A 26,799-nucleotide genomic window follows, 5' to 3' on the forward strand; every position below is an offset into this window, starting at 1 on the left:
ATCATTATAAGTTCAAAAAAATCAATAAGAAATAGTCTAAAATGTTGCGAGAGAGCTGTTAAAAAAGGTAAATAATTATACAAATTCAGCTAAAGATCGATCTATTGTTTAACCGGCCTTCAAAAGTTTGCCTTACATTTTATGTCTATAACTGTATTAATGAATCAAAATAAACTGAGTTGTAGGCCCGCTCTGAAATTACGGCTGCTGCCAGGTTCAAAATACCGGTTACCAAAAGCGTTCACAAAAACAGATGAATTATAACGAGTGTTAAATAGATTATTTACAGCAATAAATGGGCGAATAGTACCCTCTTCAAAGAGTTGTGGTACTCGAACCGTCCAACGAAAATGAAGCAATGCGTAGGCACTATTTTCAGCACTGTTTTCACTATCGGCGTAGTAGCTGCTTATCCATTCGCTGTCGAGGCTAAACTGGTGATTGCCGGGTGTGAAATCCACTGCTGCACCTGCTCTGAAAGGAGCAACTCCCGGCAGATCATTTCCATCGTAATTGCCGCCATCGAATTTGGCTTGCAGGTAATTGAGCATCAGTCGAAAATCGATGTTGGCAGTGGTATTATATGCTAGTCCAATTTCGATACCGTAATGATTTGTTTGCCCTTCGTTCTGGAAATAAACGGGGCCGTTTTCGAGTTCAATGGGAACCAGGATATCCTCAACCTTCATTCCGTAAACTGCAAAATCATAACTGAAACTGTTATTCCTGCCGCGTATCCCCGTTTCAAGACTTAAAGTTTTTTCCGGTTCAATAGATTGATTAAATCCTGATCCTCCCGTAGGTCTGTTTACCAACTCGGTAGTTGTCGGTGATTCAAAAGAGGTACTAAAGTTTGCAAAGATAGATGAGTTGGCCAGATCATACAACAAACCGAAACTCGGGTTAAAGGAGAAGAAATCTCGTGAACCTTCAGCTTCGTTGTCTAATGAGTTTGGTGTTTTATACATCAACCAATCGGCCCGGGCTCCGGCGCTTACAGAAAATTGGTCAGAAATCGGGATGGAAATTCTAGAAAATAGAGCCTGGTTTGTTACCTGTTCTTGTTGTTCCAAACTTATTTCATTACCGGGTTCACCGTTAACGTTATTGGTTTCAAGCCGGTCATCATCCTGGATTTTTAGTTCGCCGCCAACTTGCAAATCAAATGGCAGTTCATTGAACTGGTAGGTTGATCGGACTCCACCTGCATACCGCTCAAGATTTATCACTCCAAATGTCAATGGATTCTGAACATCTCTGTATGTGCCATGGGCTGAAATATCCAGAATTCCTGAACTGAACTGATGGATATAGGACGTTCCAATCATCGCCTGGTCGATTGTTTTCCCTGCCTTGTTCTCTACAAAACTTGGTGTGGCATTTTGGGGAATATCTTGAGAATCTTCTTTTGTTAGGGAACCGGGATGTTGTGCTTTCGGCATTCCTGTGTATGCTACTCGAACGCTGAAATTTCCATTATCTGAAACAGGACGTTCCAGTCCAAGGCTGCCCCTGTATAATCGAGCAGCACTGTGATCACGATATCCATTGGTTTCGAAATAAGTTCCATACCCATAAATACGGGTTCTTCCGATGGATGAGTTTAATTCAAGCTCTTGTTTGACCGTACTAAATGAGCCGCCATAACCACGGTACTGTAGAGTGGGGGCATCCGGTTGGGGCTCGGTTGACAAATAGAGGACACCGCCACTGGAATTCCCCCAAAACGTACCAGCCGGCCCGCGTAAAAGTTCAATGCGCTTTACTGCGGCAGGGTCAATCATATTCATTATTGTTTGTCCGTCAGCAACAGTCAGTGGCATTCCATCAAGAATCACTTGAGTGCCGCGTACCCCAAACTGTGTTCTCCACCCTAAACCCCGGATTGTAAGTCGCTCACCCAGTGCGTAGTTTTCACGATTGCTGATAAAAATCCCCGGCATGGTGTAGGTGAGTTCATCCATCGTAGCTGATGGTTTCGATGCAAGATCCGCAGAATTGCGTATCATGTATGTTAAAGACATCGGTGCTTCACCAACGGTTATAGAGGAGTGTGTAGCCTCAACCTGGATCTCATCCAGCTCAACAGAAAGTGTATCACCTGAAATAACCTGGGCTTGAGAAATTGGTACAGCAATGAATGAAAGTAAGAAGAAAATCCAATAAACTTTTTGAAGCTCTTTTCGTATTGTAGAGTGCATTAATTCTGCGTTATTTTTTTCAAAGATAATTACACTGAAATATAATCATGTCTGGCAGAGAACCATTCAAATATTACTTTTTTTTTCATTTCGAATGGGTCGTTCTGTTGTCAGGTTTAATTTTGGTTGCGATTTTGGATCCTTTTAGCCAAGTAGCCTCTATATGTCCGATTGATCGAATGGGATTTGATTTTTGCCCGGGATGTGGTTTGGGAAGATCAGTAGCTTTCGCTGCAAGAGGGGAGTTGGCGGCTTCCTTACAATCTCATCCGCTTGGATTATTTGCAATAGTGGTCATTGCCGCAAGAATTGGAGCAATATTTCGCCGAAATCACAACATAAATCAAGAAAAAAATCATGAAAAAGATATTTGAATACCTGCCGGAACTTGAAGGTGATGAATCTGAATATGTGGGTCGTATTATTGAGGATATGCCTGATGAAAAAGCAAAAATGTTCTCAAATATTTATCGCTCCCGACGTAAAGATCCGATTTTATTTATGGCATTAGCTGTATTGGGAATTGTGCCGGGGGTAGCCGGTATCCACCGTTTTTTCGTAGGACAAATTGGGATGGGAATACTCTACCTGCTGACAGTTGGGCTCTGTTTTATCGGAACGATTGTAGATATGATCAACTATAAAAATTTTGCATTTGAATACAACCGGAAAATTGCAAAAGACCTTTTAAGAGAATTCGACTGATGAGTTAAATGGATATAACACGCAAACAATCCGAAGATTTACTGAAGAAATATATCGATTCAGATAATTTAATACTCCATTCGCACATGGTAGCAGATGCCATGGAAGGCTATGCAGATGAATTGGGTTTGCCGGATCAGGAAAAAGAAAAATGGTGGACAGCCGGCTTATTGCATGATCTGGACTGGGAAAAATACCCCGATGAGCATCCCAATAAAGCTCTGAATGATATTTTGCCACCTTTGGGATATCCTGAAGACGTGTTATCAGCTATTGAAGCACATGCCCCGGGCCGAACCGGAAAAGATCCTGAAACTACAATTGAACGCTATCTGTTTGCTTGTGATGAACTGTCTGGATTCATGAATGCTGTAGCGTTGATGAGGCCAAACAGATTCTCAGATATGAAAGTAAAATCGGTTACAAAGAAGCTGAAGGATAAACGATTTGCAGCAAATGTATCGCGTGAAGACATTCGTAAAGCAGCAGAACTTATTGAAAAACAATTAAGTGATCATATACTTTTCCTGATCGGGATTTTTCGTGCAAAAACTTATTAGGTAGTGCAACTCACTGCAAAAAGATGGCGTATTGAAGATACATAGCGGAGCGATTTCGTTATGCAAGTGTCGATAATTTATTTGGATGCTACATCACTACCATTTGCTGTATGACATTATTTAAACCAATATCTTTTTTAACGGCTCTGTTCTTGTTCTCAGGTATTTTTACCAACATTGTTGCTCAACAAGTTGCCTACAAGAGTACCGATAAGATCATTTCAGAAACCAGTTTCACATCATCAGAATCAGAGAAAACACAGGATAAACCCTATAAAACCGAATTCTTCAGAGTTCGCGGAATTCCAAAAGTTACTGTTCATACAACCACAGGAAATGTTGAGGTGTTTCAAAATCCGGATATCAACGGTGTAAGGGTAGACCTGTTCCTGGAGAGAAGCTTTTCGCTATGGTCCGGCCGTACCAGCCTCGATAATTTTCGAATCATTTTACAGCAGCAGGGCGATCATATCATTGCATCAGTTGAGGATAAAAAATCGGGTCATGTGCCCGCTGGGAGCGACATTAAATTTCATTTTTTAGTACAAACACCTCAAAAAGTAACGACCAATCTCCGTACTTTTAATGGTGATATAATTCTTGAGAATGTTGAAGGACATCACTTTATCCAAAATCAAACGGGTAACATCAGTGTAAATAATACCAGAGGAGAGATTAGGGTTGTATCCACCACCGGAAATATTGATCTGACAAGTTTAGAGGGCAATGTGTACGCTAAAACAGTGAATGGTAGTGTAAATGTCTTATCAAATTATGGAGAGGTTCGTGTCCGATCGGTTTCAGGGAATATTACAGCGTCAGATATTACGGGGACATTGGTTTCAGCGACAACGAGTGGAAATATTTATGCGGATTTTATGGATGTATCAAAAGGAATTTACCTGGAGACATTAAGCGGTGATATCGAACTTTTTCTTCCGGGAACAAGCGGATTTAACATTGAAGGCAGCGCGATGAGCTACGACTTAAGGGGGTTAAGCGAGTCTACAATAACGGAACGGCATCAAAACCAACGAGATCTCAATGTCGTCATAAGAGAAGGTGGTTTACCGGTTCATCTTTCAACTATGTCGGGACGAATACGGGTATCTGAATCTCAATAGCGAGTTCAAACGTGCATAAGCTGGGAATCATTAATATAATTTTTTGGGGCATATTTCTTTTAATGGGTGATTCTGTATCTGCCCAGGATGAGGATATTTTTCAATTTCCCGAGCCGGAAGTTGAGGAAATAACCCCAAACATGATGCTGAATGAGAGCAAGATTATCTACATTCAAGACCTGTGGAAATTCAGGGTTGGCGACAGCATGGACTGGGCCGATCCGGAATATGACGACTCGGATTGGGATTATTTAAGTACGAATCTATCGCAGGCAGATCTCTCTTTTATGGATTGGTCGGGTATCGGTTGGTTTAGAAAACAATTTCGGGTTCATGAAAACCTGAGAGGCAAACCAATTGCCCTGATTGTTGAACGTCATCTTGGTGCATCAGAGATCTATCTGAATGGTGAAGAAGTCTATGAATTAGGAGATTTTTCCACCGATCCGGAATCTGTGGTTTCATACAACAGCAACAGGCCACTGGCACTTGTATTTTCTGACCAGGAAATTCAAACAATGGCTGTTCGCTTCATCAACCCAAATTACTCTGAAACGGAGTTGATGATGGGCTACAACGGCTTTCGATTTCTTTTAGGGGATTGGGAAACTCACCAGGCTGATACCTATTCATTTATTTCTCAGTGGACCGGGCGTAATCTATTCTATATTGGAGCCTTATTGGCATTTGGTATCATTCACTTTCTGCTTTTTGTTTTTTACCCGGCCGAAAAAAGGAACCTCTATTTTGCAATTTTTGTAGGCTTCCTGGGGATCCTTTCATACCTGATTTACAAAGTTGAGTTGCTTGAGAATACCACCGGTACACTTCAATTTTTACGATTTATTTTTGTAACAGAGGTGCTGGTTCTCACTTTTGCAACCCGTTTTACCCACAGCATCGATAAAAAAATTACTCCCTTTTACTCCAATTTCCTGGTTGCCGGAGGTATTATCATAAGTTTGTTGATTTGGTATTATCCCACGCAAACAATCTGGTTAAGGGAGTTGGCGATTTTGATTTACGTTGCTGAAATACTTCGAACCGTTATCGTGATGTTTTACAGAAACCGCGGTGGTGTTTGGTTACTGGGAATGGGTGTGTTGGTATATGTTTTTTCGCTCATTTACAATGTGATGGTCAATTTCGAAATACTATCGGGAAGTGTGCAACTGGCAAATATGATCGGGTCGGGATTCCTGGTCATGTCGATGTCTGTATTCTTGTCGCGCGATTTTGCAATTACTCAGAGAAAGCTTGAACAGAAGCTGATGGAAGTAAAACATCTTTCAAAAAGATCTTTGGAACAGGAGCGAATAAACAAGGAGCGTGAAATTGAAAAACGGCTTCTGGAGGCTGAAAACGAACGAAAAACCACAGAATTGGAGGAAGCTCGTGCCCTGCAGCTTTCCATGCTCCCGAAAAAAATGCCTTCACTTCCCGGTTACGATATGGCAGTTTTCATGGAAACGGCTACAGAAGTCGGCGGTGATTACTACGACTACAGCGTTTCGCCCGATGGAACATTGGTTCTTGCTTTAGGAGACGCCACAGGACATGGAATGAAAGCTGGCATTATGGTGGCTGCTGCGAAAAGTTATTTTCATACCCTGGTTCATGAGATGAACAACCTCACCATGCTGGAGAGAATCTCATCAGGCTTACGGAATATGAATATGAGAATGATGTATATGGGCCTTATGCTTGCCAGGTGTAATGGAAGTGAAGTTGATATCGCCACCGCGGGAATGCCTCCGGCACTTCATTTTAAAAAAGAAGCGAACTGTGTGGAAAGAATTACTCTGAAAGGATTACCACTTGGTGGAAAAGTGCAGTATCCATACGAAAATAAAAAGCTAACAATGAAAACCGGCGATGTTCTCTTGATGATGAGCGATGGCCTGACCGAACTGTTTAATTCCAAACGAAAAATGCTTGGTTTGGAAAAAGTGGAAGATTTGTTGTCGAACACTGAGGGGATGAGTGCAAATGATATTGTAAATCAACTCACTCAATTGATGAATACTTGGTCCGGTAGCCGTGAGCCTCATGATGATATCACCATTATGGTATTAAAGATGCAAAACTAAAAGTTTTTAGTTGATCTGAGTGTAACACAAACAGTAACAGATCGTAGTGAATAAAAATTGAATAGAATGAATAAATATCTAATAATTTTTATCGCTTTCCTGGTTGTTCCCGCTGGAATATATGCTCAAAGCCAGAATCAGGATGATCCTTTTGAGAGAGATCCTATTTTTAGTAAATCTCTGGATGAGTTATTTGGCCGAGAGGATTCTACGAAAGAAAATAGTAGCAAAGATAATATGGACTCCGCCGTTCAGCAACTTTCACGAACCGGTGTAGATCTTGGCGGAAGTATTGAAGCCGGCCCCTATTTCAGCAGTGATCTTTACAGTTTGTATCCAAATCTTCCTACAGTTCACTTTAACAGGGTAAATGGCTTATTTATCGGGTATCGAAAAGAACGGATGCAGTGGCATCGGTATGGTTCATTTCTCGATATTCCGCAAATTCAACCCCACGGACTGATCGGTTGGGGAACAGCTTCTAAAGATTGGGAGTACGCAATTGGCCTTGAAAAAGTGATTGGAGAGAACAGGAGTATGCTGGTGGGTGGTGAATTTCATAACGCTACGGCCACTGAAGATTATAAACGCGTTGGACTTGTTGAATCATCACTGACATCGTTTTTTGCCGGATATGATTTTCCTGATTATTACAACATGGAAGGATTTGGTTTCTATGGAATTGTACGAACCCAACGGTGGCTGGAAGCTGGCTTTTCATACAACAGGGATACTTTTTCAACCCTCCAAAGAAATACAAAATTTTCGCTATTCGGCAAATCAAGCACCTATATGCCGAATCCTCCAATTGATGCAAATGCCGATGAAATAGACCTCGATATCTATGGAATGTCGCTTTCTATCAATCCCCGAAATGTATTGATTGCCAACAAATTTACTATGGCGGCATCTATTAAGGCAGAGTTGGCTGAAAACAGTGCAAGCGACGAGAATTACAGGTTTAATAAATATCTTACTGAGCTCAGGTTGTATTATAATTTTGAACCGGGTTCCGTCTTCCGATGGAGAGTGCAGGCTGGTGGAATCACTGGTAATGTCCCCGATTTTAAGGATTTTTACCTGGGTGGAATTGGGACTCTCAGAGGTTCACCCTACAAAATCTTCCAGGGAAACCAGATGGTATTAAGCAACCTTGAAGTTCAGTTTGGAAGTCCCTCGGGATATTCCGGAGAATGGATCGCTGATTATAACTTACACCTGCTGTTATTCCTTGATTCAGGGTGGGTTCAGCAAACTCCTGATTTGATTAACTCAAACACACCATTTACAGGATTTGACTCTTTTTCTATTTCTGATATGCAACATGATGCCGGGTTTGGGATTGGATCCGGGGCATTTCGTCTTGAGATGGCCTGGCCTCTCAAAACATTTGATAAATCGCCAACCTTGTGGATTCGATTCAATCCAACATTTTAGTCAAATTCAAAAACAATTATCAGCCCAAAAAAATAGTCTCAGACCGGTCAAAGCCTGAGACTGTTCTTTAGGGCATTTGGCACCTTTCGGTTGCCAAAAATCAAAAAAAATTGGGTTTTGAATCTATACGCTCACTTTTCTCTATTGTTTCGATATCTTAGATATCTAATATTAACTTTCGATAAACAATAAAATTCTTCTCTGGTTGACATAAAAATCTTTAATAAACGTTATATTATTGCCTTTTCATCTGCATAAACAGTACTTATATGCACCATTTTTCTAAGAAAGAGATAACTGCACTGTTTTTACTCCTTGTTGCAGTATTTATTAGCACGCTTCTGTCCAGGCACACAAGATTATACAGTACAAGTATAATCACTACTTCGGGTTCATTCGAAGTTTTTCTCGATGAAACGACTCGGGTAGAGGGGTTAATTGAAGAGCTAAAAGGCCTTGAGATTGACTTTAGACAGGAAGAATTGGTTTGGGCTGCGAATACATTAGGATGGAGAAATTATCAATCCGGCAGATATCTTTTGTCAAGTGAAGATTCTTATTCAGAGTTTCTATCCAAACTTGGTCGGGGCATTCAGGATCCGGGACCTGTTACGATATTACCTGGATTGGATGCAGATCGCTTGTCTAGAAATTTATCCAGGCAGCTCAGGTCAGATAGTCTGCTATTTCGTCAGATATTTCAAGATAGTTCCGAGATTGCACTTGAATTCGGTTTAACCGGAGAGCAGCTTTTTTCAAGAATGTTACCCGAAACATATGAAATGTACTGGACCTCCTCGCCGGAAAGGGTTGTTAGGCGAATTTATTCAGAATTCGAGAGGGCAGTCGTTGAACGGTATGAAAATGAAATTGAAGAAAATCCTTTAAATCTGGATGAAATTATAACGCTGGCATCCATCGTAGAATGGGAAGCTCGGTTTAATGAGGAAAAACCGAAGATTAGTGGCTTATATTTAAATCGGTTGGAGCGAAATATGCGTCTTCAGGCAGATCCCACAGTACTTTATGCGTTAGGTGAACGCCGAAGACTTTTGTATGAGGATTACGAGTTTGATCACCCTTATAACACATATCAAATCAGTGGATTACCGCCCGGTCCTATTACCAATCCGGATCTGAACTCTATACAAGCTATTCTCTTTCCGGAAGAACACGACTATTTGTATATGGTTGCTACGCCGGAGGGAACGCATCGATTTTCTGAGAGTTTTAGTGAACATCAACAAGCCAGTGAGGAGTGGAGGCGGTGGTTGAGGGAGCAGTACAGGATCAAAAGAGAGAGGGAGCAGGAAGCGGCCTCTGATACCTGAATTACATAGACTGTAATAGTACAAATTGCTCAGTTCAACATTTAGAAATAAACTAAATAGGGAATGTGGATTGAAGAAAGGGGAGGATTTTAAGATAGATTTTGACCTTCTTAGATTAACTATCAGCCTTTTTCAGTTTTGAAGTAATAACGTGCCAAAGAAGGCCGACTGCAATTAATGCTACTCCACTGATCCAAATTTTTGGTTCAATCCAGAAAGCCAGGAAAAGACATCCGAATAAGCCCAGGGCCGGTATCCATCGTGGATAGAGTCGAAATTCTTTAGGCATCACAAAAGCCGAAAGATTTGTAATTGCATAATAGATAAGCACGGTAAATGCACTGAAAGACCATGTAAATACTACATCACCACTAAGAACCAATAAGCCGATAATAATTCCCGTCATCCAAACCGCAGGAGCGGGACTTTGAGTATCCGGATTTACTCTTGCAAGACTCCAGGGCAAGTCTCTTCTTCGGGCCATACTGAGCATTACACGAGATAAACCAAGAATTAAATTCAAGAGTACACCCAGCATAGCTGTTATTGCTGCAATGGTGATAACCGGCCCTATTACCGGTACGGATAACGCCTGAGCAACAGCCATGAGCGGTGCTGCTTCGCCATCAACGGTTTTACCAAAAGCATCTGCTCCCAAAGCCTGTAGTGCAGTCAGTGAAACAGCCAGGTACAGTATCACAATGTACACCATGGTTAATATAATAGCTTTTGGAATGGTAGTACGTGGTTCAGCTACTTCCTCACCAAGTGTTGCGATACGTCCATAACCGGTATAGGCTACAAACATCAGTGCGGATGCGTATAGAACCGATGAAGTTGAAATATCAGTAAATGCATCGGTAATTGGCTGAGTGGGTAACCCATTGAAAAATAAACCTGCACCAACAAGTGAGGCCAGACCAATAATTGTGACTGATACAATATATTTATTCGCGGTATTACTTCTGCTGATTCCCCCGGATACCAGGTATGTTACTACCAGGAGTAAAACAAGACTTGCTGCTACAATGCCCCAATTTGAGGCATCAATATCAAAAGCGTAAAAAAGGTATCCCACACAGCCCAAAACCGCCGTGGCAGCTGAAGCTGACTTGGCAACCAGAAACATCCAACCGGCTGTAAAACCAAAGTAGGAGTTGATAAATCGATTTCCATATTCGTATGTGCCACCACTCACCGGATGAGCAGCAGCGAGCTGGGCGCTGCTCAGACCGTTAAATGTTGCGAGCAGAGCTGCTATAACTACAGCAATAATAATTCCATTGCCCGATACCTGGGTTGCAATGGCGATACTTACAAAAATACCCGTGCCAACAATTGATCCCATTCCCATTAGTATGGCACCGGGGGTTTTAATGGCTCTCTTCAGTTCCTTCGTCATATTATTTTAATCTTCGGGGAATAATGAGTCACTTTTTGAGGATGATTTTTTGAATATAGAATTGGCAAAAAAACCGAAGTTTTACTGGAGGGTTTGGTTTTAATTTACCAGACCTTTCTATTTAGCTTTGGAAGCTATCTACAAACTCTACTCGGAAAAAGATCGAATAAACAGATGCTGATTGACTCTTTCCCCATCAAAGAAAATGCGATAGGCTAACCCGTTAAAGATAGACCCATTTCGGATTGCCCGACTAAGGTAATCAGGATTTCCGGCCGTTTCGAGGCTTCGAAAAAGGTAGTTAGCCGTGTCGTAACCAATACGGGAAAAGCGATCGGGTTCAGTCCCAAATCGCGTTTCATAATCATCTGTAAAGAAATTAGCTGATGACGAATCGGGATTTTGAACCATTGATTGTGTGTAGTAAACATCAAAGAATCGTTTTTGGTAATCGGTTAACGGGGCGAATTCCCATTGTTCCGTTCCAAGGACAGTTACATTGCTATCCATTGCCTCCAGGTTATTCATCAGCAAGTTCATCATAGTGGTAGACGCCTGCCCGGTGAACGGTGCGAATACAGCATCAGATTGGCGGATATTCAGGGAATCGATCAAAGCCGGATCGGATGTAAAAACATCAGTAACCTCGCTAAAATCATACCCGGTTGCTGCAAAATCCTGCTCAATATAGTAGGAGATGGTTGCCCCGAGTCTTTCAGCTTCGTGACGAAAAGCAAGGGCGGAATTTCGTCCCAGGGAACCCTCTTCCGTAATAATGCCAAGTGTATCCATCCGTAACTCCTGCACGGCAAACTGAGCCATTTTTTTCCCGTGCATTTCGAATGTAGGATTCATCTGAAAGGTGTAATTGTAGTCCAGGTTCAGGCTGTCTGAGTTGGCAAGAGGAGCCAGCATGGGGATTTGGTACTCTTCAGAAAGTTGAGCCAGTCTTGACGCCGGTTCTGAGAACAGGGGACCAATAACGGCATCTATTTTCTTTGTCCATGCCAATTCAGAAAAAACAGCGGCGGTAGTATCCGCATTTTCTGCAGAGTTTCTGAAAATTAAATTTACTTTCTGATTCCGGTTCCGTTCGTTGAAGTCATCCGCCGCCAAGACCATACCGTAGTACAAGTTTCTCGGGATCGTAAAATCAGGATCGTTTTCGTCAAAAGTTGGAAGAATGACACCGATGTTATACACCATCCCTTCTGGAGGTGCCGGATATTCAATGCGGTTAGTTTGAGATCGCAGATTAACCAGGAGTTCCCGTTCAATTTCCTGCCTGCTGAAAGCTTCACCGGTAGTTTTTACAAGTTCATTAACTAAAACCCGGAAGGCTTCTGCATCCATAAAAGGCTTTGAACTTCGAACAAGGTCGAATTGAATGACGGGTGATTGTAATTTGTAAAGTGTTTCATACCGATCTTGAATACTCAGGTAGTTCAATATTTGATTATAAAACCGCTGAGCATCAGATCTTAATCCTGTTCGGTTATCACCGGAGGCCAATTCATATAGATGCTCAAGACTAACATCGTAATTTTTCAGGATAAAATGTGCAATTGCCAGGGAGTAAAGTGCCTCTTGGCGAATATTCTCTTGCGTGCTTTGTGATGCATTCCGCAGGTGATTGATAGCAGTAGAGTAATCCGTTAAAGCCAGGAAACTCTTTCCTGCGAATAGTTGTGAGCGATCGTCATCAGAATTCAGAAAAAGCTCTGCTGCCTGCTGATAATTTTCATCCTGATACATCTCCATCGCTTCAGAGAAGGATTGAGCAGATGTTTGAGCATGAATGAATGTAAAAAGTAGGAGTAATGTCAGAAATGCTTTCATAAACAGATTGTGTCCATTTTGCATGTTCATATATCAATTCTCAAAGGCTTTGTTCCGCTTATTCCCACTCGATTGTGGCTGGTGGTTTCGAGCTAACATCATAAACAACCCGGTTCACCCCGCGCACTTCGTTAATAATTCTATTGCTTACTTCTGAGAGGAATTCGTACGGCAATCGGGCCCAGTCGGCTGTCATTCCATCAACGCTGGTAACGGCTCGCAGTGCGACTGTGTACTCATAGGTTCTTTCATCGCCCATGACCCCGACTGATTGAACGGGAAGTAAAACTGCCAGAGCCTGCCAAACATTATCATATAAACCGTACTCTCGAAGTCCCTGTATAAAAATGGAGTCAGCTTCCCTGAGCAGATCCAGCTTTTCTTTAGAGAGTTCACCTAAAACCCGAATTCCCAGTCCCGGACCCGGGAAAGGGTGGCGTCCGATAAAAGATTCAGGGATTCCAAGTTCTCTTCCAACACCGCGAACTTCATCTTTAAAAAGCTCACGAACCGGTTCAATCAGGTCGAGATTCATCTTTTCCGGCAATCCGCCTACATTGTGATGTGATTTAATAGTAGCTGAAGGCCCTTTGAAGGAGACGCTTTCAATCACATCGGGATAGAGAGTTCCCTGTGCGAGATATTTGAAATCGTTCTCCTCGGCAATTGCTTCATCAAAAACTTCTATGAAGGTGTTTCCGATAATCACTCGTTTCTCTTCAGGGTCTGAAATTCCTTCAAGATTATTAAGGAATTTACCAGATGCATCAACACCTTTTACGGGCAGATGCAGATGTTCTTTGTAGGTGTCCAGGACTTCATTAAACTCATTTTTTCTCAGAAGTCCGTTATCCACAAATATGCAGAGCAGCTGATCGCCAATGGCTTTGTGAATTAGCGTGGCAACCACAGTTGAATCAACGCCACCGGAGAGTCCGCATAGCACTTTTCTGTCGCCTACCTGTTCCCGAATACTTTGAATTTCGGTTTCTATAAACGAAGATGCGGTCCAATCTCCTTCGCAGTTTGAGATGTTAATTACAAAATTATGCAGGATTTCTTTCCCCTTTTCGGTATGAACCACTTCGGGATGAAACTGAACTCCATAAATATGTTTCTCTCTGTGGCGAACCGCAGCAACAGGGGCATTCGAAGTGTGTGCGATCACTTTATACTGTTCAGGCAGATCGTGAATGTGATCGCCATGACTCATCCATACAACTGATCCGTTTTGTACATTTTTTAACAGGCCGGAATCATCATCTACAATGAGTTTAGCGCGTCCGAATTCTCTTTTTTCCGCTTTTTCAACACTCCCGGGAACCAATGTATGCGCCAGCGATTGTAATCCATAGCAGACACCTAAAACAGGTTTATCAAAGTTGAAATAGTCAAGATTCAGTACCGGAGCTTCTTTATCATAAACACTTTTGGGGCCTCCGGAAAGAATAATTCCATTGGGAGGGTGATCACTAAATTGTTCGGGCGGGGTGTTGAAGGGATGAATTTCGCAGTACACATTCAGTTCACGAATACGTCTTGCAATAAGCTGTGTGTATTGAGATCCAAAATCAAGGATGAGTATCCACTCATCATGATGAGTATGCATATGAAAAATCTGTGTTAGAAATTATATAAAACCCACGAAGTTTCTATTTAAACGAAATCCATCTCTACGTTTGAGATCAGGAACTTTTTACCAAGAAACTTCGTGGGTTTTTAAAATTGAAGAGGGAATATAAAAAGATCTGGGTTTCCAATCTTATGTAAATCGGAAGCCTGACCGATATCTCAAAACCCTGTTTCAGTACAGTCTATTATATGTTGGATAAAAACTACTTCTGCAATATCCAGACTGTTTTACGGATTGAGGAGCCGGACAGGCTGTCCGGCGTACCACTACTCTACAATTTCTTTATAGTCCTCAACCGAAAGCAGAGAATCCAGGTCAGATCCATCGCCCATTTTTATTTTTACCATCCATCCTTTGCCATACGGATCTGTGTTTACCAGTTCTGGTTCATCCTCTAAAACTTCGTTAATTTCAGTAATTTCGCCGGCGATCGGGCAAAAGAGTTCAGAGACAGTTTTTACAGCCTCAACGGTTCCAAATACCTCATCCTGGTCGAATTCAGATCCTTCCGGTTCCAACTCAACAAAAACAATATCTCCCAACTCACCTTGTGCAAAGTCGGTAATTCCAACGGTTGCCGTACCGTCTCCGTTATCACGAACCCATTCATGCTCTTTGGTGTATTTCAGATCTTCAGGAAATTTCATAGTTGTTGTATTAGTTTTTGTCAGGATTAAATTTAAAGGATTTTTCGAGGTATTGTGTGTTGAAATCACCCGAGATAAAATTGGGATCTTCCATCAGTTGCAAGTGATAAGGAATTGTCGTTTTAATTCCTTCGATAACAAACTCTTCCAGTGCTCGCTTCATACGTTTGATCGCTTCCTCGCGGTTAGAGGCACTTACTATCAGTTTGGCGATCATAGAATCGTAATGAGGCGGCACCTTATAGCCAGCATAAGCATGCGTATCCACCCGTACACTTCGGCCTCCGGGGATATTAAACGTTGTGATGGTTCCGGCTGTTGGCCGAAAGTTATGCTCGGGGTCTTCAGCGTTAATTCGACACTCAATGGCGTGTCCCCGAAAGTTAAACGATTTTGTATCCAGTTTCTCACCGGCCGCTGCTAAAATTTGTTGCTCTACTAAATCCGTGAAATAGATCTCTTCGGTAACGGGATGTTCCACCTGGATGCGGGTATTCATCTCCATGAAGTAGAAATTGAGATCTTTATCTACAATAAATTCAACAGTTCCGGCACCTTCATAATTAATAGCTTTCCCGGCGTTTACGGCCGCTTCTCCCATTTTCTTTCGAACCTCGGGTGTCATAACGGGGGAGGGTGCTTCTTCCAATATTTTTTGATGTCGTCTTTGAAGAGAACATTCACGCTCACCAAGATGAATGACATTACCATGCTGATCGCCTAAAATTTGGATCTCAATATGGCGCGGATCTTCGATAAATTTCTCGATATAAACTTCGGCATTACCAAAGGCAGCTTCCGCCTCATTTCGGCAGGTATTAAATGCATTTTTAAAATTCTCCTGTTTATGAACGACTCGCATTCCGCGTCCGCCACCCCCGGCTGTTGCTTTTATAATCAGGGGGAAATCGATCTCTTGGGCATATTTTTCTGCATCTTCCAGGGTTTTTACAATGCCTTCAGAACCGGGAACAACCGGGACATTATTTTTCGTCATGGTTGCTTTTGCCGTAGCTTTATCTCCCATGGTGCTGATCATATCAGGAGAAGGGCCAATAAATTTAATATCATGCTCGCCACAAATTCGGCTGAATTCAGCATTTTCTGATAAAAATCCGTAGCCGGGATGGATCGCTTCGGCATTGGTAATTTCGGCTGCCGCAAGGATGGAAGGAATTTTGAGATAGCTTTCTTTACTGGATGGCGGGCCAATGCAAACTGCTTCATCAGCAAATTTCACATGGAGGCTGTTTTCATCGGCGGTAGAATAAACAGCAACAGATTTAATACCCATCTCCTTACATGTACGAATAACTCTGAGCGCAATTTCACCCCGGTTGGCAATCAGTATCTTGTTAAACATACAGGGATCTAATCTTTTTTAATGACAAATAAAGGTTGGTCAAACTCAACCGGAGAAGCATCATCGACCAAAATTTTTTGGACAGTTCCTGAAAATTCTGCTTCAATTTCATTCATAATTTTCATCGCTTCAACGATACAAAGTGTATCTCCGGCAGAGATGTGATCTCCAACGGTAACGAATGGATCGGAATCTGGCGAGGAGGCTTCATAAAAAGTACCTACAATAGGTGATTTTACAACTTCACCGTCAGGCTTTGATTCAGATTCTTCAGTGTCCGTTTCCCCCGATTCAACCGAAGCCGTTGGTTGTTGTGGCTGAGAAGGTTGCTGTGGTGCATGTGGCTGTTGTGGAATTTGGTATTGAACAGCCGGTTGTGAAGAGAGTTCTGAGGTTTTTTTTACTTTAATTTTAAAATCACCCTCCTCAATAGAAACTTCATCGACTTCACTTTCAGAGATCAGATCAAGCAGTTTTTTTACAAGTTTTAAATCCATTACTCTAAGTTAGGTTTAAATTTATTTTTGAGGTCTTATAAGTTCGAACAGGCCCCTCATTAAATCTAATTTCAGGGGAGTATGCAAGCTGTGGTAACTCACTGAGATCAATCAGACTTTACCCGCTCTACATACTCGCTTGTTCGGGTATCCACACGAATCAAATCTCCTTCATTTATAAAAAGAGGCACCTGGACTACGGCTCCTCCACTTATTGTTGCAGGTTTACTTCCTCCCTGGGCGGTATCCCCCTTAAGCCCCGGATCGGTTTGAACCACTTCCGTATCGATATGGTCAGGTGGTTCGGCGTACAAAATATTTTCGTTGTCAACGTCAACTACGAGTGTACAGATCATTCCGTCGGAAACAAACTCCGATTTTTCAACCCGCGAACGTTCCAGTGGGATCTGCTCATAGGTTTCCTGGTGCATAAAGAAGTATAGATCGCCATCAGAATATAGAAACTGGTAAGGCTGCCGCTCTACACGAATCGATTCTACACTTTCACCTGAGCGAAATGTTTTTTCAATATTTTTTTCATTGACAACACCTTTCAGCTTCGTACGGACAAAAGCACCGCCTTTACCGGGTTTTACATGCTGAAAATCGACAATCGAGTAGATTTCTCCGTCAATAAGAATATTCATTCCTGTTCGGAAATCTGAGGTAGAAACTTTAGACATAAATTATTTTGATTCTTTTCTTCTGTGGAAAAATACCACCTGCTTGCTTTGATAACAAAAAGATTACACAAAATTAGAAATAAGGTTATACAGAATAGCAGCAGGACAAATATATTTGATAAATATTGGCCAAACTTTTGCAAATAAACTTTTTCGAACTCCGGCATAGCCGCTTTCCATCTCAGTTATCGCTTTGTCAGTTGTCCAGAAATAGCCAACAAATATACATATCAAAAATCCACCCAGCGGTAGACCGATACTGCTGAACAGATAATCAAACCAGCCAATGAGTACAGGGAAGTAGGCTACAATAACTGAGATCACCAAAATACCCAGACCTACGGACCATGCCGCTTTCTTTCGTTTTACTTCAAATTCATCAATCACATATGAAACAGGAACTTCCAAAAGTGAAATTGTGGAGGTAAGCGCTGCAATACTGAGGAGTAGGAAAAAAGTAACACCAAGAATCATCCCAACCCCACCGCCAATTGTGTGGAACAGTGCGGGTAAAATTTGAAACACAAGATCCGTACTCGAGGCCAGTGATCCACCTGCATCAATACTAATTCCCTGGCTTTGCGCGAGAAACATGGCCGGTACTATTAAAAGTCCTGCAAGGAAAGCGATACCAACATCAGCAAGTGTAACAAAAGCTGCAGCCTGTGGAATATTTTCTCGTTTACTCAGATAGGAGCCGTAGGTAATCAGCGCTCCCATGCCCAAAGAGAGAGAAAAGAAGGCCTGGCCCATAGCCGAAAAGATTAAACCGGCGTTTATTCTGCTAAAATCGGGTAGCAGATAGGCTTCAATACCTGCGTTACTTCCTGGCTGCCAAAGCACGTATACAATCATTACAATTATAATTCCGATCAAAAGGGGCATCATTGCTTTGGTTGCTCGCTCAATTCCATCGCTTACGCCGCCCGTAATAATTCTAATGGTAGCAAACATAAACACGGATGCAATCAGCGCATTTTTAAATCCGTTGCCGGTATTTGTAAGCCAGTTCGCTGCATCGGCCCAACCGAAAAAGTAGAATATCTCTTCAAAAGCAAATCCAAAAGCCCAACCGGCAATTACAGTATAGAAGGATAGAATCATTACACCGCAAATGACACCCCAAATCCCCACAAGAGGAAAGAATTTATTAGAGCTGATTGCTTTGAATGCTCCAACCGGATTCTTTCCGGCCCTTCGTCCGATAGTAATCTCGGCAGCCATTACGGGGAATCCAATAGCAAATGTACAAAGCAGGTAGATAAGCAGGTATGCAGCACCACCTTCGGTTGCAACCTTAGTTGGGAAAGCCCAAATATTACCAAGTCCAACGGCAGACCCGGCAGCGGCAAGAATAAATCCAAGTTTTGAGTTCCAGGTTCCTCGGGTTGTTGAAGAAGATGTTGCCAAGTCAAAAAAGGTTTTAAGTTAGTTTTTGCCAGTTAAAATATTTTGGAACCTCTACAATTCCAATTTTGCTTTTAAGTAAAACGGGCAGCTTGCCCGTTACTGAGGATCCCAAGTTTACCAGTACATGCGGAACAGGAGGCCCGAATTTCGCTCAACAACATAACATCCCGTTCTTTTCCAAAATCAAAAAAAGCCAGTGCCGGAGAAGCTCTCCGGCGTACAACTAGTGACGCAACTTTCGCAGCAATATACCGCTTTGAGAAGGTATGTTCACACTTCCACTTGCAATATTCAAAATATGGGAGGATGCAATCTCATGATCGGCCAAAATTTCCCAAGTTCCGGCGGGTAAATCATGCTTTTCGATAGCAAATGAATTCCCGTTCATTATAATGTAATAATCATACATATCATCAGTGGAATTTCCATTGATGAAAAAACTGATAAGCAGTGGGTTGCCGTAATAATCGAAATGGATCTCCTCTGGCTTACATTTTCTCAGTGCAGGAGATTTCTTTCGGATATCAATCAGTCCGCGATAGTATTCATAGAGACCACGATTCAGCTTCAGGTGGTCAAAGTTGAGCCAGTTCGTTTCGTTATCTTTCTGGTAACTGTTATGATCGATCTTGCTTTCGTCTGGATCATTAACAGGAGTACGGGCAATTACTTTAGACCGTGCAAACTCCTGACCGGCATGAATCATGGTAATTCCCTGGGATACAAAAAGACTTAATGCTGCCAGTTTTGAAATTGAAAGCTGATGATCATTTAATTTTGTATGGCTTTCGAGATCCTCAATCGTCTGATCGTAAAGTTCGGGATTGAGCCCAATTCGAATAAAGTCTCCAAGTGTATACCCGTCATGGCTTTCCAGGTAATTTACACTGTGGGCCGAAGTATTAAAAAGGCCGCCTTCACCGTGATTTAATGTACCGCGAATAATATTTTCAAGCCTTTCCCGCTTGGTTTCGTGTTGCCAGTCAGAAAATATAAATCCACGATCGTGTTGTGGATCAGATCCTTTAAAACTATTCCTGATTCGATCATTCCAGGATGCCCATCCATGATTTGAAAATGCATGCGGTGAGTAATGTCCTCCCCAGGGTTCAGCAATCAACACTGCATTCGGATACTTTTCTTGAACGGCTTTTTTAATTGCATCCCATGATTTTCTGTCGAGAAGGGCGGCCAAATCAAAACGAAAGCCATCAATTTTGTACTCTTCCATCCAGTACAGGAGCGAATCGATAATCAATTGTCTTGCTGCAGGTTCTTCGGATTTAAATTCGTTACCGGTTCCGCTTCGGTTCATCAGGTTGCCATCCTGGTCTCTTCTCAAATAAACATCTGACAGCAGATGGGTAAGTGGATTTTTATCAAAAAGGGAGGTGTGGTTATAGACCACATCCATCAAAACTGTAAACCCTTCGGAGTGGAGTGTTTTAACTACTTCCTTAAATTCCGTAACTACCGCAGTTGTTCTCCCGGAATGCCGGTTACTCCAGTCGGATGCAAATGAGGATTCAGGCGCGAAAAAGAAGGATGTCATATACCCCCAATAATTCGCCTCGTATGGATTCCATGTATTATGAAAGCCCTCTTTCGTTTTACTGCCGTAAGGAGGTTCGACGGGGGCGAATTTTTGAAGTGGAAGAAATTCAATACAATTCACACCCAAATTTTTCAAATGTTGAATCCCGCCGTTTTGATTCTGTTCAATGAATTTTTTGAATGATCCCATGCCATCCGCACCACTGCTTGGATGAGCGGTGAGATCTTTGATATGGGTTTCATAAATAATCAGATCTCTAGGATCTTTCGGAAAAATGTGGTCAGTTTCCTGCCAATCAAAATTGTCATCAAAAATATATGTTTTTGCATCCTGCTGATACGTATTTCGAACCGTAACGTGTTTACTGTATGGATCGGCAAAGAGTGATTTTTTGTATGGAGATTTGGGACGTTGATCCGTGCTAAACTCCGCTTTATAGGCATACCATTTGCTTTCCAGGTTTCGATCGATGGTAAGTGACCAAATACCGGCTTTGCCTTTTTGCATTGGATGTTCTTCACCATTTTTATCATCAGAATGATTAAAAATAATGCACTTCATCGACTTTGCCCTTGGACAGTATAGGGCGAAGGCAGTTGAGTCATCAGACAGAGTACATCCCAACGAGGTTTTTGTACCGGGCAGTTTTGTAGAGATCATTAAGTAACGGGGCTTCCGGGTTCGGCATCAGTTTCAACGAAGTGGAGTGTTCCCTTGCTGTCTTCACCCATTAAAATCATTCCATTGCTTTCGATTCCCATCATCTTTTTCGGTGCGAGATTGGCAACAACACAAACCGACTGACCGACAATATCATCAGCTTCAAAAAACTCTGCAATGCCGGAGAGTATGGTTCGCTCTTCAAATCCCATATCAACAGTTATCCGGATTAATTTATTTGATTTTTCAACCTTTTTAGCGGCGATAATTTTACCGGCTCTCAAATCGAGTGAGGCAAAATTTCCGAAATCAATCTCATCTTTCAGAGGGGGAAAATCTTTCTCGGGCTCTTCATTTTTGGACGCCCGTTCTTTGAGTTTATTGATTTGAGCTTCAACTTCTTCATCCTCAATTTTCTCAAAAAGAATGTCACCCTCCTCAATAAGCTGACCCGCAGGGAGTATGTGATCATCCACCAAGTCCCACTCAATTGTTTCGGGTACACCGAGTTGTTCTTTTAAAAGATGCATCTTGTTCGGTAAAATCGGTTCAAAAAGTACTGAAAGTGCTGCAGTAAGTTGAAGGCAAACATACAACGTATTACCGCATGCCTCAGGATTTTCCTTGCGTGTTTTCCAGGGTTCGGTCTCTGTGAAATATCGATTCCCGATTCGGGCTAATTCCATCGTTTCATAGATCGCTTCACGAAAACGGAAGGATTCGTATGATTTCTCAATCTTTTTTTTCTGGTTGGATATCTCCTTCAGGGTTTTAATATCCAGTTCACTGGGGTTAGAAAGATCGGGAACGGCGCCATCAAAAAAGCGATGAGTAAAGCTGTGTGTTCGGAAAACAAAGTTTCCGAGAATATCCGCCAGTTCGCTGTTTACCCGATTTTGAAAATCTTTCCAGGAGAAATCCGAATCTTTGGTCTCAGGGAGTGTTGTTCCCAGTGCATATCGCAGAAGATCGGCCTCAAAATCTTCGAGGTATTCATGAAGCCATACCGCCCACCCTTTAGACGTGGATAGTTTTTTTCCCTCCAGATTCAGGAATTCATTGGCAGGTACATTTTCAGGAAGTATATAATCCCCATGTTGTTTTAGAGTCGCGGGAAACATGATACAATGAAATACAATGTTGTCCTTCCCGATAAAATGGATAAGCGACGTATCTTCATCCTGCCAGTATGTCTTCCATAGATCAGGATCGCCCTTGATTTCGGCCCACTCTTTGGTGGCTGAGATATAACCGATCGGGGCATCAAACCAAACATAGAGAACTTTTCCTTCGCCGTCGGGCAGCGGAACAGGAACGCCCCAACTTAAATCCCGGGTTACGGCACGGTCGCCCAAACCGGTATCGAGCCAGCTTTTGCACTGACCCAGTACATTTGGTTTCCAATTCTTTCGGGATCCAATCCACTCTTCAAGCCATTCCTGGAAATCCCCGAGCGGAAGAAACCAGTGCTCCGTTTCTTTAACGATTGGCTTATTTCCGGTGATGGCACTGACCGGATCAATCAAGTCGGTGGGAGAGAGCGATGTTCCACAGTTCTCGCACTGATCACCATACGCTTCACCATGACCACAATTCGGACATGTACCCTTCACGTAGCGGTCGGGCAGGAACATATCAGCTTCTTCATCATAAAACTGTTCCTGCTTTCGCTTGCTGAAAATACCTTGTTCATACAGATTCAGGAAGATATCCTGGGACGTTTTTTTGTGCGTTTCTGAACTGGTTCTCCCATAATAATCAAAATCGATGCCGAATTTTCTAAAGACATCTTTATTCATGGTGTGATATCGGTCCACAATCTCTTGTGGCTCCACACCCTCTTTTTCTGCAGCGATGGTAATGGGAACGCCATTTTCATCCGATCCGCATATATGAATAATATCTTTTCCTCTCAGGCGCTGGTAGCGGGTATAAAGATCCGCCGGTAGGTAGGCGCCTGCAAGGTGTCCAAGATGAATCGGGCCATTTGCGTAGGGCAGGGCCGAAGTAACTAAAATTCGTTTCGACATAAATTATTTTCGATCAGTTTTATCGAGCGGCTGAAGTTAACGATTGTGGCACCAAAATTACCAATTCAATAGACAAGTTGCAGACGTTAGTTTGGGTTCAAGGTTTAATGTTCAAAGTTTGAAGTAAATCCGTGACGACTTGAGCCAATTTGCAAAAGTCTCCCTTTGAGGGGAGACAGAGTTTTTCAAAAGTTCTTGAAAAACTCAGAGGGGTGTTAGCACCATGTGGAGTTATCTCTGAGCTGGTGCAAGGTTGTAATTCTTGACATTCGGACCCACCCTCCGGCTCCCTCCCTCTGGCGAAATACACGCCACAAAGAGGGAGAGTATTCATTCAAACATTATCATATTAAAAAAACCTCCAAACAAAGTCCCTTCTTATCACGCTCTTTTGCTTGACAGGAACGAATTTAAGATTAGTCACAAATACTTCTCATAAAATGCATACAACGCAACACCTGATGCTACAGATACATTCAGGGAGTGCTTCATGCCAAATTGTGGGATTTCAATGGAGGCGTCTGTTTCACGCAGGATTTCTTCGTCCACGCCGGTAACTTCATTTCCAAGAATGAGGCAAACCGGCTTACCGGAGAGTTGATACTGATGAATGGGTATACTTTCATTCGTTTGTTCGAGCGCTAAAACCGCATAACCTTCATTTTTAAGTTGGTGGATTTGCTTAATTACATGTTCAATTTTCTTCCAGGATACGTGTTCTTCTGCACCAATAGCAGTTTTTGTGATTTCCGGGCGGGGAGGAGTTGGAGTAAATCCCGAAAACCATAGTTCGTGAATTCCAAATGCATCTGCATTTCTGAAAGCGGCACCAACATTATGCAGGCTTCTGATATCGTGAAGCCATAAAATAAAATGATCACGCAGTAGGGAGTTACGCTGTTGGTTTTTTTGCAGTATTTGCCTTGTAGATAGTTTTTTCAATTTATTTGGGTGTTAAGAATTGATTAAGCTTAGAAATTTTGTGACTATAAAGCCCTGCAAATGTTACTTTAAACATAAATCAAATCAACAAAAATCGTAGAACATCAAAAATAATGAATAGCGTAAGAAAACTTCTGCTAAACCTTTTTTTATTTGTACTGATTGCATCTTTTGTTTCTTGCCAAAACACAGATAGTCAGAATCAATCTGTCCAGGAATCTACTCCGAAAAATATCATATTTCTGCTCGGAGATGGTATGGGATATCCTCAAATTACGGCTGCAAAATATGCGCATGGAAATTTGAATATGACTTCCATGCCCTATTCAGGAACGGTTTATACCCATTCCCATGATAGTAAAGTCACAGATTCTGCTTCAAGTGCAACGGCGTTTGCTTGCGGGTTTAAAACAATAAATGGCATGCTGGGTGTTCTCCCGGATGGAACGACGCCGGTACAAAGTATTGCCCACTATGCAAATGAACTTGGAAAATCCACGGCTTTAATGGCAACCTCCCGAATTACGCACGCAACACCGGCAGCTTACGCTATCCATCATAATGACCGGGGTGAGGAGTATATTATTGCCGAAAAATTTGTGGATTCAGGTATTGATATGCTGCTTGGAGCTGGTTCCAACTACTTTCTGCCGGAAAGCGCGGGAGGAACCCGGCCTGATGACCGCAACCTGATTTCTGAAATGGAAGAGATGGGATATTTATATCTTGACAGTGAAGAACAACTCTCGCAAATAGCCGGACAGGATCGTGTAATTGCATTTCTGGAAGGGGGCGATCTGGGCCAGGCCGCCGAAAGAGGAGACCAGGCCGGTCAGTTAGTAGATGCTGCGATAAACCAACTTTCCCAAAATGAAGAGGGCTTTTTTATGATGATTGAGGGTTCACAGATCGACTGGCAGGGCCATGCCAACGAAGCAGAGTTAATGATCGAAGAGTTAATTGATTTCGATGGGATTGTTGGGAACGTACTTGATTTTGCAGAACAAGACGGCAATACATTGGTGATTGTAACTGCCGATCATGAAACCGGTGGATTAACACTTCCAAGTGCCGGTGACGGTGAGTTCAGTTACAACTACTCTACCGGCGGACATACTGCTGAACATGTGCCGATTTTCAGCTTTGGGCCTTCCGCTGAACAGTTTAAAGGCACATTTGACAACACAGAAATTGCCCGGAAACTGTTCTCAATCTGGGGCAAAGAGATTCAGGAATAAAGATAATACCGAATTGATAAAATGATGAGAAAGGTCACTTCTTTGTATTTGAGATATGCTGCATTAATGGCCTTTCTCGTTCTATATGGGTGCAATCCGTCAGATCAACTTACTGAGAACACTGAGGAAAATGTTGCGGGTGAAATTCAAACTGAGCTTAACAATCTTACAGACGTTTGGTATCCGCGCGTAATTGATAACGATCATGGCGGATACCTGAGCCGGTTTGCCTATGATTGGCAGCCGGAAGATCCACAGGATAAAATGATTGTCACTCAATCCCGCCACTTGTGGACACTGTCAAAATTGGGAGAGCACGAACCCGAGAATCAATCCTATAAAGAATACGCAGCGCACGGATTTGATTTTTTGAAGAATCATATGTGGGATAGTCAGTACGGCGGGTTTTATCAGCTTGTAAATCGCGAGGGAGAACCGATACCAAATAATGGCGAACCGATCGATAAAACTCTTTACGGAAATGCATTTGCCCTCTACGGCTTGTCAGCTTACTACCATTACTCCGGGAACCCGGCTGCAATTGAGCTTGCTAAACAAACCTTCAACTGGCTCGAAACGCATTCTCATGACCCAATTCATGGTGGTTATTACCAGCCACTTGGCAGAGATGGCACGCCCGATACATCCGGAACTCCCAAAGATTACAATAGCGGAATACACATCCTGGAAGCATTGACTGAACTTTATACGGTTTGGAAGGACGATTTGGTTAGAGAACGCCTGGAAGAGATGTTCTATATCGTCAGAGATACAATGGTGACCGACAAAGGGTATCTGAATCTCTATTTTGAAGCCGACTGGACACATCTTTCCTATCAAGATTCATCGAAGGCTGTTATTATGGAAAATATTGGTGATGATCATGTTACACCCGGTCATGATATCGAAACAGCTTATTTGCTTCTGGAAGCTGCGCATGTGCTGGGGATGGAAGAGGATCAAGAGACACACCGTATCGCAAAAAAATTGACTGACCACACCCTTGAAACAGGCTGGGATGATGAGGCCGGTGGATTCTATGATATTGGGTATTATTTTCCCGGTGATCAGGAGTTAACGATTGTAGAAGACACAAAAAACTGGTGGGCCCAGGCGGAGGGATTGAATACACTCCTGATTATGTCTGATCTGTATCCCAATGATCCACATAACTATTTTGAAAAATTCTTGAGGCAGTGGGAATACATTCAGAATAATCTGATCGACCCTGAACACGGGGGATGGTATGACAGTGGGCTGGACAAACAACCCGACAGTAAAACTGGTTTAAAAGCACAAATCTGGAAAGGGAACTATCATACGATTCGGTCTTTACTGAATTGCTTTAATAGGCTGAGTGAGTAAGTTTTGTGTAGATCCGGTTTTTAAAATCAAAAATAATCTGTATTAAGAGATGTAATTCTGACTGATATATGAAATAATATTCTGCAA

21 protein-coding genes are annotated in these 26,799 nt (G+C 42.3%); 9 read left to right on the forward strand and 12 right to left on the reverse strand.

Annotated elements, in window-relative coordinates:
* Window positions 1–164: 164 nt before the first annotated feature.
* Complete coding sequence (locus tag L6773_RS15860; RefSeq protein ID WP_237855425.1) at window positions 165–2,201, reverse strand: TonB-dependent receptor family protein; 2,037 nt, start codon at window positions 2,199–2,201, stop codon at window positions 165–167.
* Window positions 2,202–2,248: 47 nt separating this feature from the next.
* Between L6773_RS15860 and L6773_RS15865 the strand changes: the two genes are divergently transcribed.
* The 7 genes from L6773_RS15865 (at window position 2,249) to mltG (ending at window position 9,448) form a co-directional block, all read left to right on the forward strand.
* Window positions 2,249–2,575 (forward strand): DUF2752 domain-containing protein, encoded by a 327-nt coding sequence (locus L6773_RS15865; protein WP_237855426.1) that lies wholly within the window; start codon window positions 2,249–2,251, stop codon window positions 2,573–2,575.
* Complete coding sequence (locus L6773_RS15870) at window positions 2,559–2,906, forward strand: TM2 domain-containing protein (protein WP_237855427.1); 348 nt, start codon at window positions 2,559–2,561, stop codon at window positions 2,904–2,906. Before L6773_RS15865 ends, L6773_RS15870 begins: the two co-directional genes overlap by 17 nt.
* 8 nt (window positions 2,907–2,914) lie before the next feature.
* Window positions 2,915–3,466, forward strand: a complete 552-nt coding sequence (locus L6773_RS15875; RefSeq protein ID WP_237855428.1) for an HD domain-containing protein — start codon at window positions 2,915–2,917, stop codon at window positions 3,464–3,466.
* A gap of 110 nt (window positions 3,467–3,576) precedes the next feature.
* Entirely contained in the window at window positions 3,577–4,590 is a 1,014-nt protein-coding gene (locus L6773_RS15880; protein WP_237855429.1) for a DUF4097 family beta strand repeat-containing protein, read from the forward strand.
* A 62-nt stretch (window positions 4,591–4,652) separates the two neighbouring features.
* On the forward strand, window positions 4,653–6,680 hold the full coding sequence (locus tag L6773_RS15885) for a SpoIIE family protein phosphatase (RefSeq protein ID WP_237855430.1): 2,028 nt from the start codon (window positions 4,653–4,655) through the stop codon (window positions 6,678–6,680).
* Window positions 6,681–6,746: 66 nt separating this feature from the next.
* The gene (locus L6773_RS15890) at window positions 6,747–8,117 is read left to right on the forward strand and encodes a BamA/TamA family outer membrane protein (RefSeq protein WP_237855431.1); all 1,371 of its coding nucleotides are present in this window, start codon (window positions 6,747–6,749) and stop codon (window positions 8,115–8,117) included.
* Between the two features lie 269 nt (window positions 8,118–8,386).
* A complete protein-coding gene (gene mltG / locus L6773_RS15895) occupies window positions 8,387–9,448 on the forward strand; it encodes an endolytic transglycosylase MltG (RefSeq protein WP_237855432.1) in 1,062 nt (353 codons plus the stop codon).
* Window positions 9,449–9,563: 115 nt separating this feature from the next.
* Here the strand turns inward: mltG and L6773_RS15900 are convergent, their stop codons facing one another.
* The 11 genes from L6773_RS15900 to L6773_RS15950 all read right to left on the reverse strand — a co-directional run bounded on the left by L6773_RS15900 (window position 9,564) and on the right by L6773_RS15950 (window position 24,109).
* On the reverse strand, window positions 9,564–10,850 hold the full coding sequence (locus L6773_RS15900) for an APC family permease (RefSeq protein WP_237855433.1): 1,287 nt from the start codon (window positions 10,848–10,850) through the stop codon (window positions 9,564–9,566).
* A 147-nt stretch (window positions 10,851–10,997) separates the two neighbouring features.
* Window positions 10,998–12,689, reverse strand: a complete 1,692-nt coding sequence (locus tag L6773_RS15905; protein WP_237855434.1) for an ABC transporter substrate-binding protein — start codon at window positions 12,687–12,689, stop codon at window positions 10,998–11,000.
* A 58-nt stretch (window positions 12,690–12,747) separates the two neighbouring features.
* Window positions 12,748–14,298 (reverse strand): glutamine-hydrolyzing GMP synthase, encoded by a 1,551-nt coding sequence (guaA, locus tag L6773_RS15910; RefSeq protein ID WP_237855435.1) that lies wholly within the window; start codon window positions 14,296–14,298, stop codon window positions 12,748–12,750.
* 290 nt (window positions 14,299–14,588) lie between these two features.
* Window positions 14,589–14,969, reverse strand: coding sequence for a glycine cleavage system protein GcvH (gcvH, locus tag L6773_RS15915; RefSeq protein ID WP_237855436.1), 381 nt, complete (start codon window positions 14,967–14,969; stop codon window positions 14,589–14,591).
* A gap of 10 nt (window positions 14,970–14,979) precedes the next feature.
* On the reverse strand, window positions 14,980–16,332 hold the full coding sequence (gene accC, locus L6773_RS15920; protein WP_237855437.1) for an acetyl-CoA carboxylase biotin carboxylase subunit: 1,353 nt from the start codon (window positions 16,330–16,332) through the stop codon (window positions 14,980–14,982).
* An 8-nt stretch (window positions 16,333–16,340) separates the two neighbouring features.
* A complete protein-coding gene (gene accB, locus L6773_RS15925; protein WP_237855438.1) occupies window positions 16,341–16,829 on the reverse strand; it encodes an acetyl-CoA carboxylase biotin carboxyl carrier protein in 489 nt (162 codons plus the stop codon).
* Between the two features lie 107 nt (window positions 16,830–16,936).
* Window positions 16,937–17,512 (reverse strand): elongation factor P, encoded by a 576-nt coding sequence (gene efp, locus L6773_RS15930; RefSeq protein ID WP_237855439.1) that lies wholly within the window; start codon window positions 17,510–17,512, stop codon window positions 16,937–16,939.
* A gap of 63 nt (window positions 17,513–17,575) precedes the next feature.
* The gene (locus L6773_RS15935; RefSeq protein ID WP_237855440.1) at window positions 17,576–18,922 is read right to left on the reverse strand and encodes a sodium-dependent transporter; all 1,347 of its coding nucleotides are present in this window, start codon (window positions 18,920–18,922) and stop codon (window positions 17,576–17,578) included.
* 223 nt (window positions 18,923–19,145) lie between these two features.
* A complete protein-coding gene (locus tag L6773_RS15940) occupies window positions 19,146–21,137 on the reverse strand; it encodes an alpha-amylase family glycosyl hydrolase (RefSeq protein WP_237855441.1) in 1,992 nt (663 codons plus the stop codon).
* Window positions 21,137–23,167 carry a methionine--tRNA ligase gene (metG, locus tag L6773_RS15945; protein ID WP_237855442.1) on the reverse strand — a complete coding sequence of 677 codons (2,031 nt, stop codon included), beginning with the start codon at window positions 23,165–23,167 and terminating at the stop codon, window positions 21,137–21,139. The genes L6773_RS15940 and metG overlap by 1 nt, the downstream gene beginning before the upstream one ends.
* Before the next feature lie 420 nt (window positions 23,168–23,587).
* Complete coding sequence (locus L6773_RS15950) at window positions 23,588–24,109, reverse strand: RNA methyltransferase (RefSeq protein WP_237855443.1); 522 nt, start codon at window positions 24,107–24,109, stop codon at window positions 23,588–23,590.
* A 113-nt stretch (window positions 24,110–24,222) separates the two neighbouring features.
* Here L6773_RS15950 and L6773_RS15955 point away from each other — a divergent pair, with 113 nt between their 5' ends.
* Both L6773_RS15955 and L6773_RS15960 read left to right on the forward strand, forming a co-directional pair.
* Entirely contained in the window at window positions 24,223–25,347 is a 1,125-nt protein-coding gene (locus L6773_RS15955) for an alkaline phosphatase (RefSeq protein WP_237855444.1), read from the forward strand.
* A gap of 21 nt (window positions 25,348–25,368) precedes the next feature.
* Entirely contained in the window at window positions 25,369–26,712 is a 1,344-nt protein-coding gene (locus L6773_RS15960) for an AGE family epimerase/isomerase (RefSeq protein ID WP_237855445.1), read from the forward strand.
* The last annotated feature ends 87 nt before the right edge of the window (window positions 26,713–26,799 follow it).

It is taken from the genome of Rhodohalobacter sulfatireducens (assembly GCF_022012475.1).
Lineage (GTDB): Bacteria > Bacteroidota > Rhodothermia > Balneolales > Balneolaceae > Rhodohalobacter > Rhodohalobacter sulfatireducens.

Excerpts from the sequence above, each read along its gene's own strand:
- L6773_RS15860 (WP_237855425.1), bottom strand. The coding sequence starts at position 2,201 with ATGCACTCTACAATACGAAAAGAGCTTCAAAAAGTTTATTGGATTTTC.
- L6773_RS15865 (WP_237855426.1), top strand. The coding sequence starts at position 2,249 with ATGTCTGGCAGAGAACCATTCAAATATTACTTTTTTTTTCATTTCGAA.
- L6773_RS15870 (WP_237855427.1), top strand. The coding sequence starts at position 2,559 with ATGAAAAAGATATTTGAATACCTGCCGGAACTTGAAGGTGATGAATCT.
- L6773_RS15875 (WP_237855428.1), top strand. The coding sequence starts at position 2,915 with ATGGATATAACACGCAAACAATCCGAAGATTTACTGAAGAAATATATC.
- L6773_RS15880 (WP_237855429.1), top strand. The coding sequence starts at position 3,577 with ATGACATTATTTAAACCAATATCTTTTTTAACGGCTCTGTTCTTGTTC.
- L6773_RS15885 (WP_237855430.1), top strand. The coding sequence starts at position 4,653 with ATGGGTGATTCTGTATCTGCCCAGGATGAGGATATTTTTCAATTTCCC.
- L6773_RS15890 (WP_237855431.1), top strand. The coding sequence starts at position 6,747 with ATGAATAAATATCTAATAATTTTTATCGCTTTCCTGGTTGTTCCCGCT.
- mltG (WP_237855432.1), top strand. The coding sequence starts at position 8,387 with ATGCACCATTTTTCTAAGAAAGAGATAACTGCACTGTTTTTACTCCTT.
- L6773_RS15900 (WP_237855433.1), bottom strand. The coding sequence starts at position 10,850 with ATGACGAAGGAACTGAAGAGAGCCATTAAAACCCCCGGTGCCATACTA.
- L6773_RS15905 (WP_237855434.1), bottom strand. The coding sequence starts at position 12,689 with ATGAAAGCATTTCTGACATTACTCCTACTTTTTACATTCATTCATGCT.
- guaA (WP_237855435.1), bottom strand. The coding sequence starts at position 14,298 with ATGCATACTCATCATGATGAGTGGATACTCATCCTTGATTTTGGATCT.
- gcvH (WP_237855436.1), bottom strand. The coding sequence starts at position 14,969 with ATGAAATTTCCTGAAGATCTGAAATACACCAAAGAGCATGAATGGGTT.
- accC (WP_237855437.1), bottom strand. The coding sequence starts at position 16,332 with ATGTTTAACAAGATACTGATTGCCAACCGGGGTGAAATTGCGCTCAGA.
- accB (WP_237855438.1), bottom strand. The coding sequence starts at position 16,829 with ATGGATTTAAAACTTGTAAAAAAACTGCTTGATCTGATCTCTGAAAGT.
- efp (WP_237855439.1), bottom strand. The coding sequence starts at position 17,512 with ATGTCTAAAGTTTCTACCTCAGATTTCCGAACAGGAATGAATATTCTT.
- L6773_RS15940 (WP_237855441.1), bottom strand. The coding sequence starts at position 21,137 with ATGATCTCTACAAAACTGCCCGGTACAAAAACCTCGTTGGGATGTACT.
- metG (WP_237855442.1), bottom strand. The coding sequence starts at position 23,167 with ATGTCGAAACGAATTTTAGTTACTTCGGCCCTGCCCTACGCAAATGGC.
- L6773_RS15955 (WP_237855444.1), top strand. The coding sequence starts at position 24,223 with ATGAATAGCGTAAGAAAACTTCTGCTAAACCTTTTTTTATTTGTACTG.
- L6773_RS15960 (WP_237855445.1), top strand. The coding sequence starts at position 25,369 with ATGATGAGAAAGGTCACTTCTTTGTATTTGAGATATGCTGCATTAATG.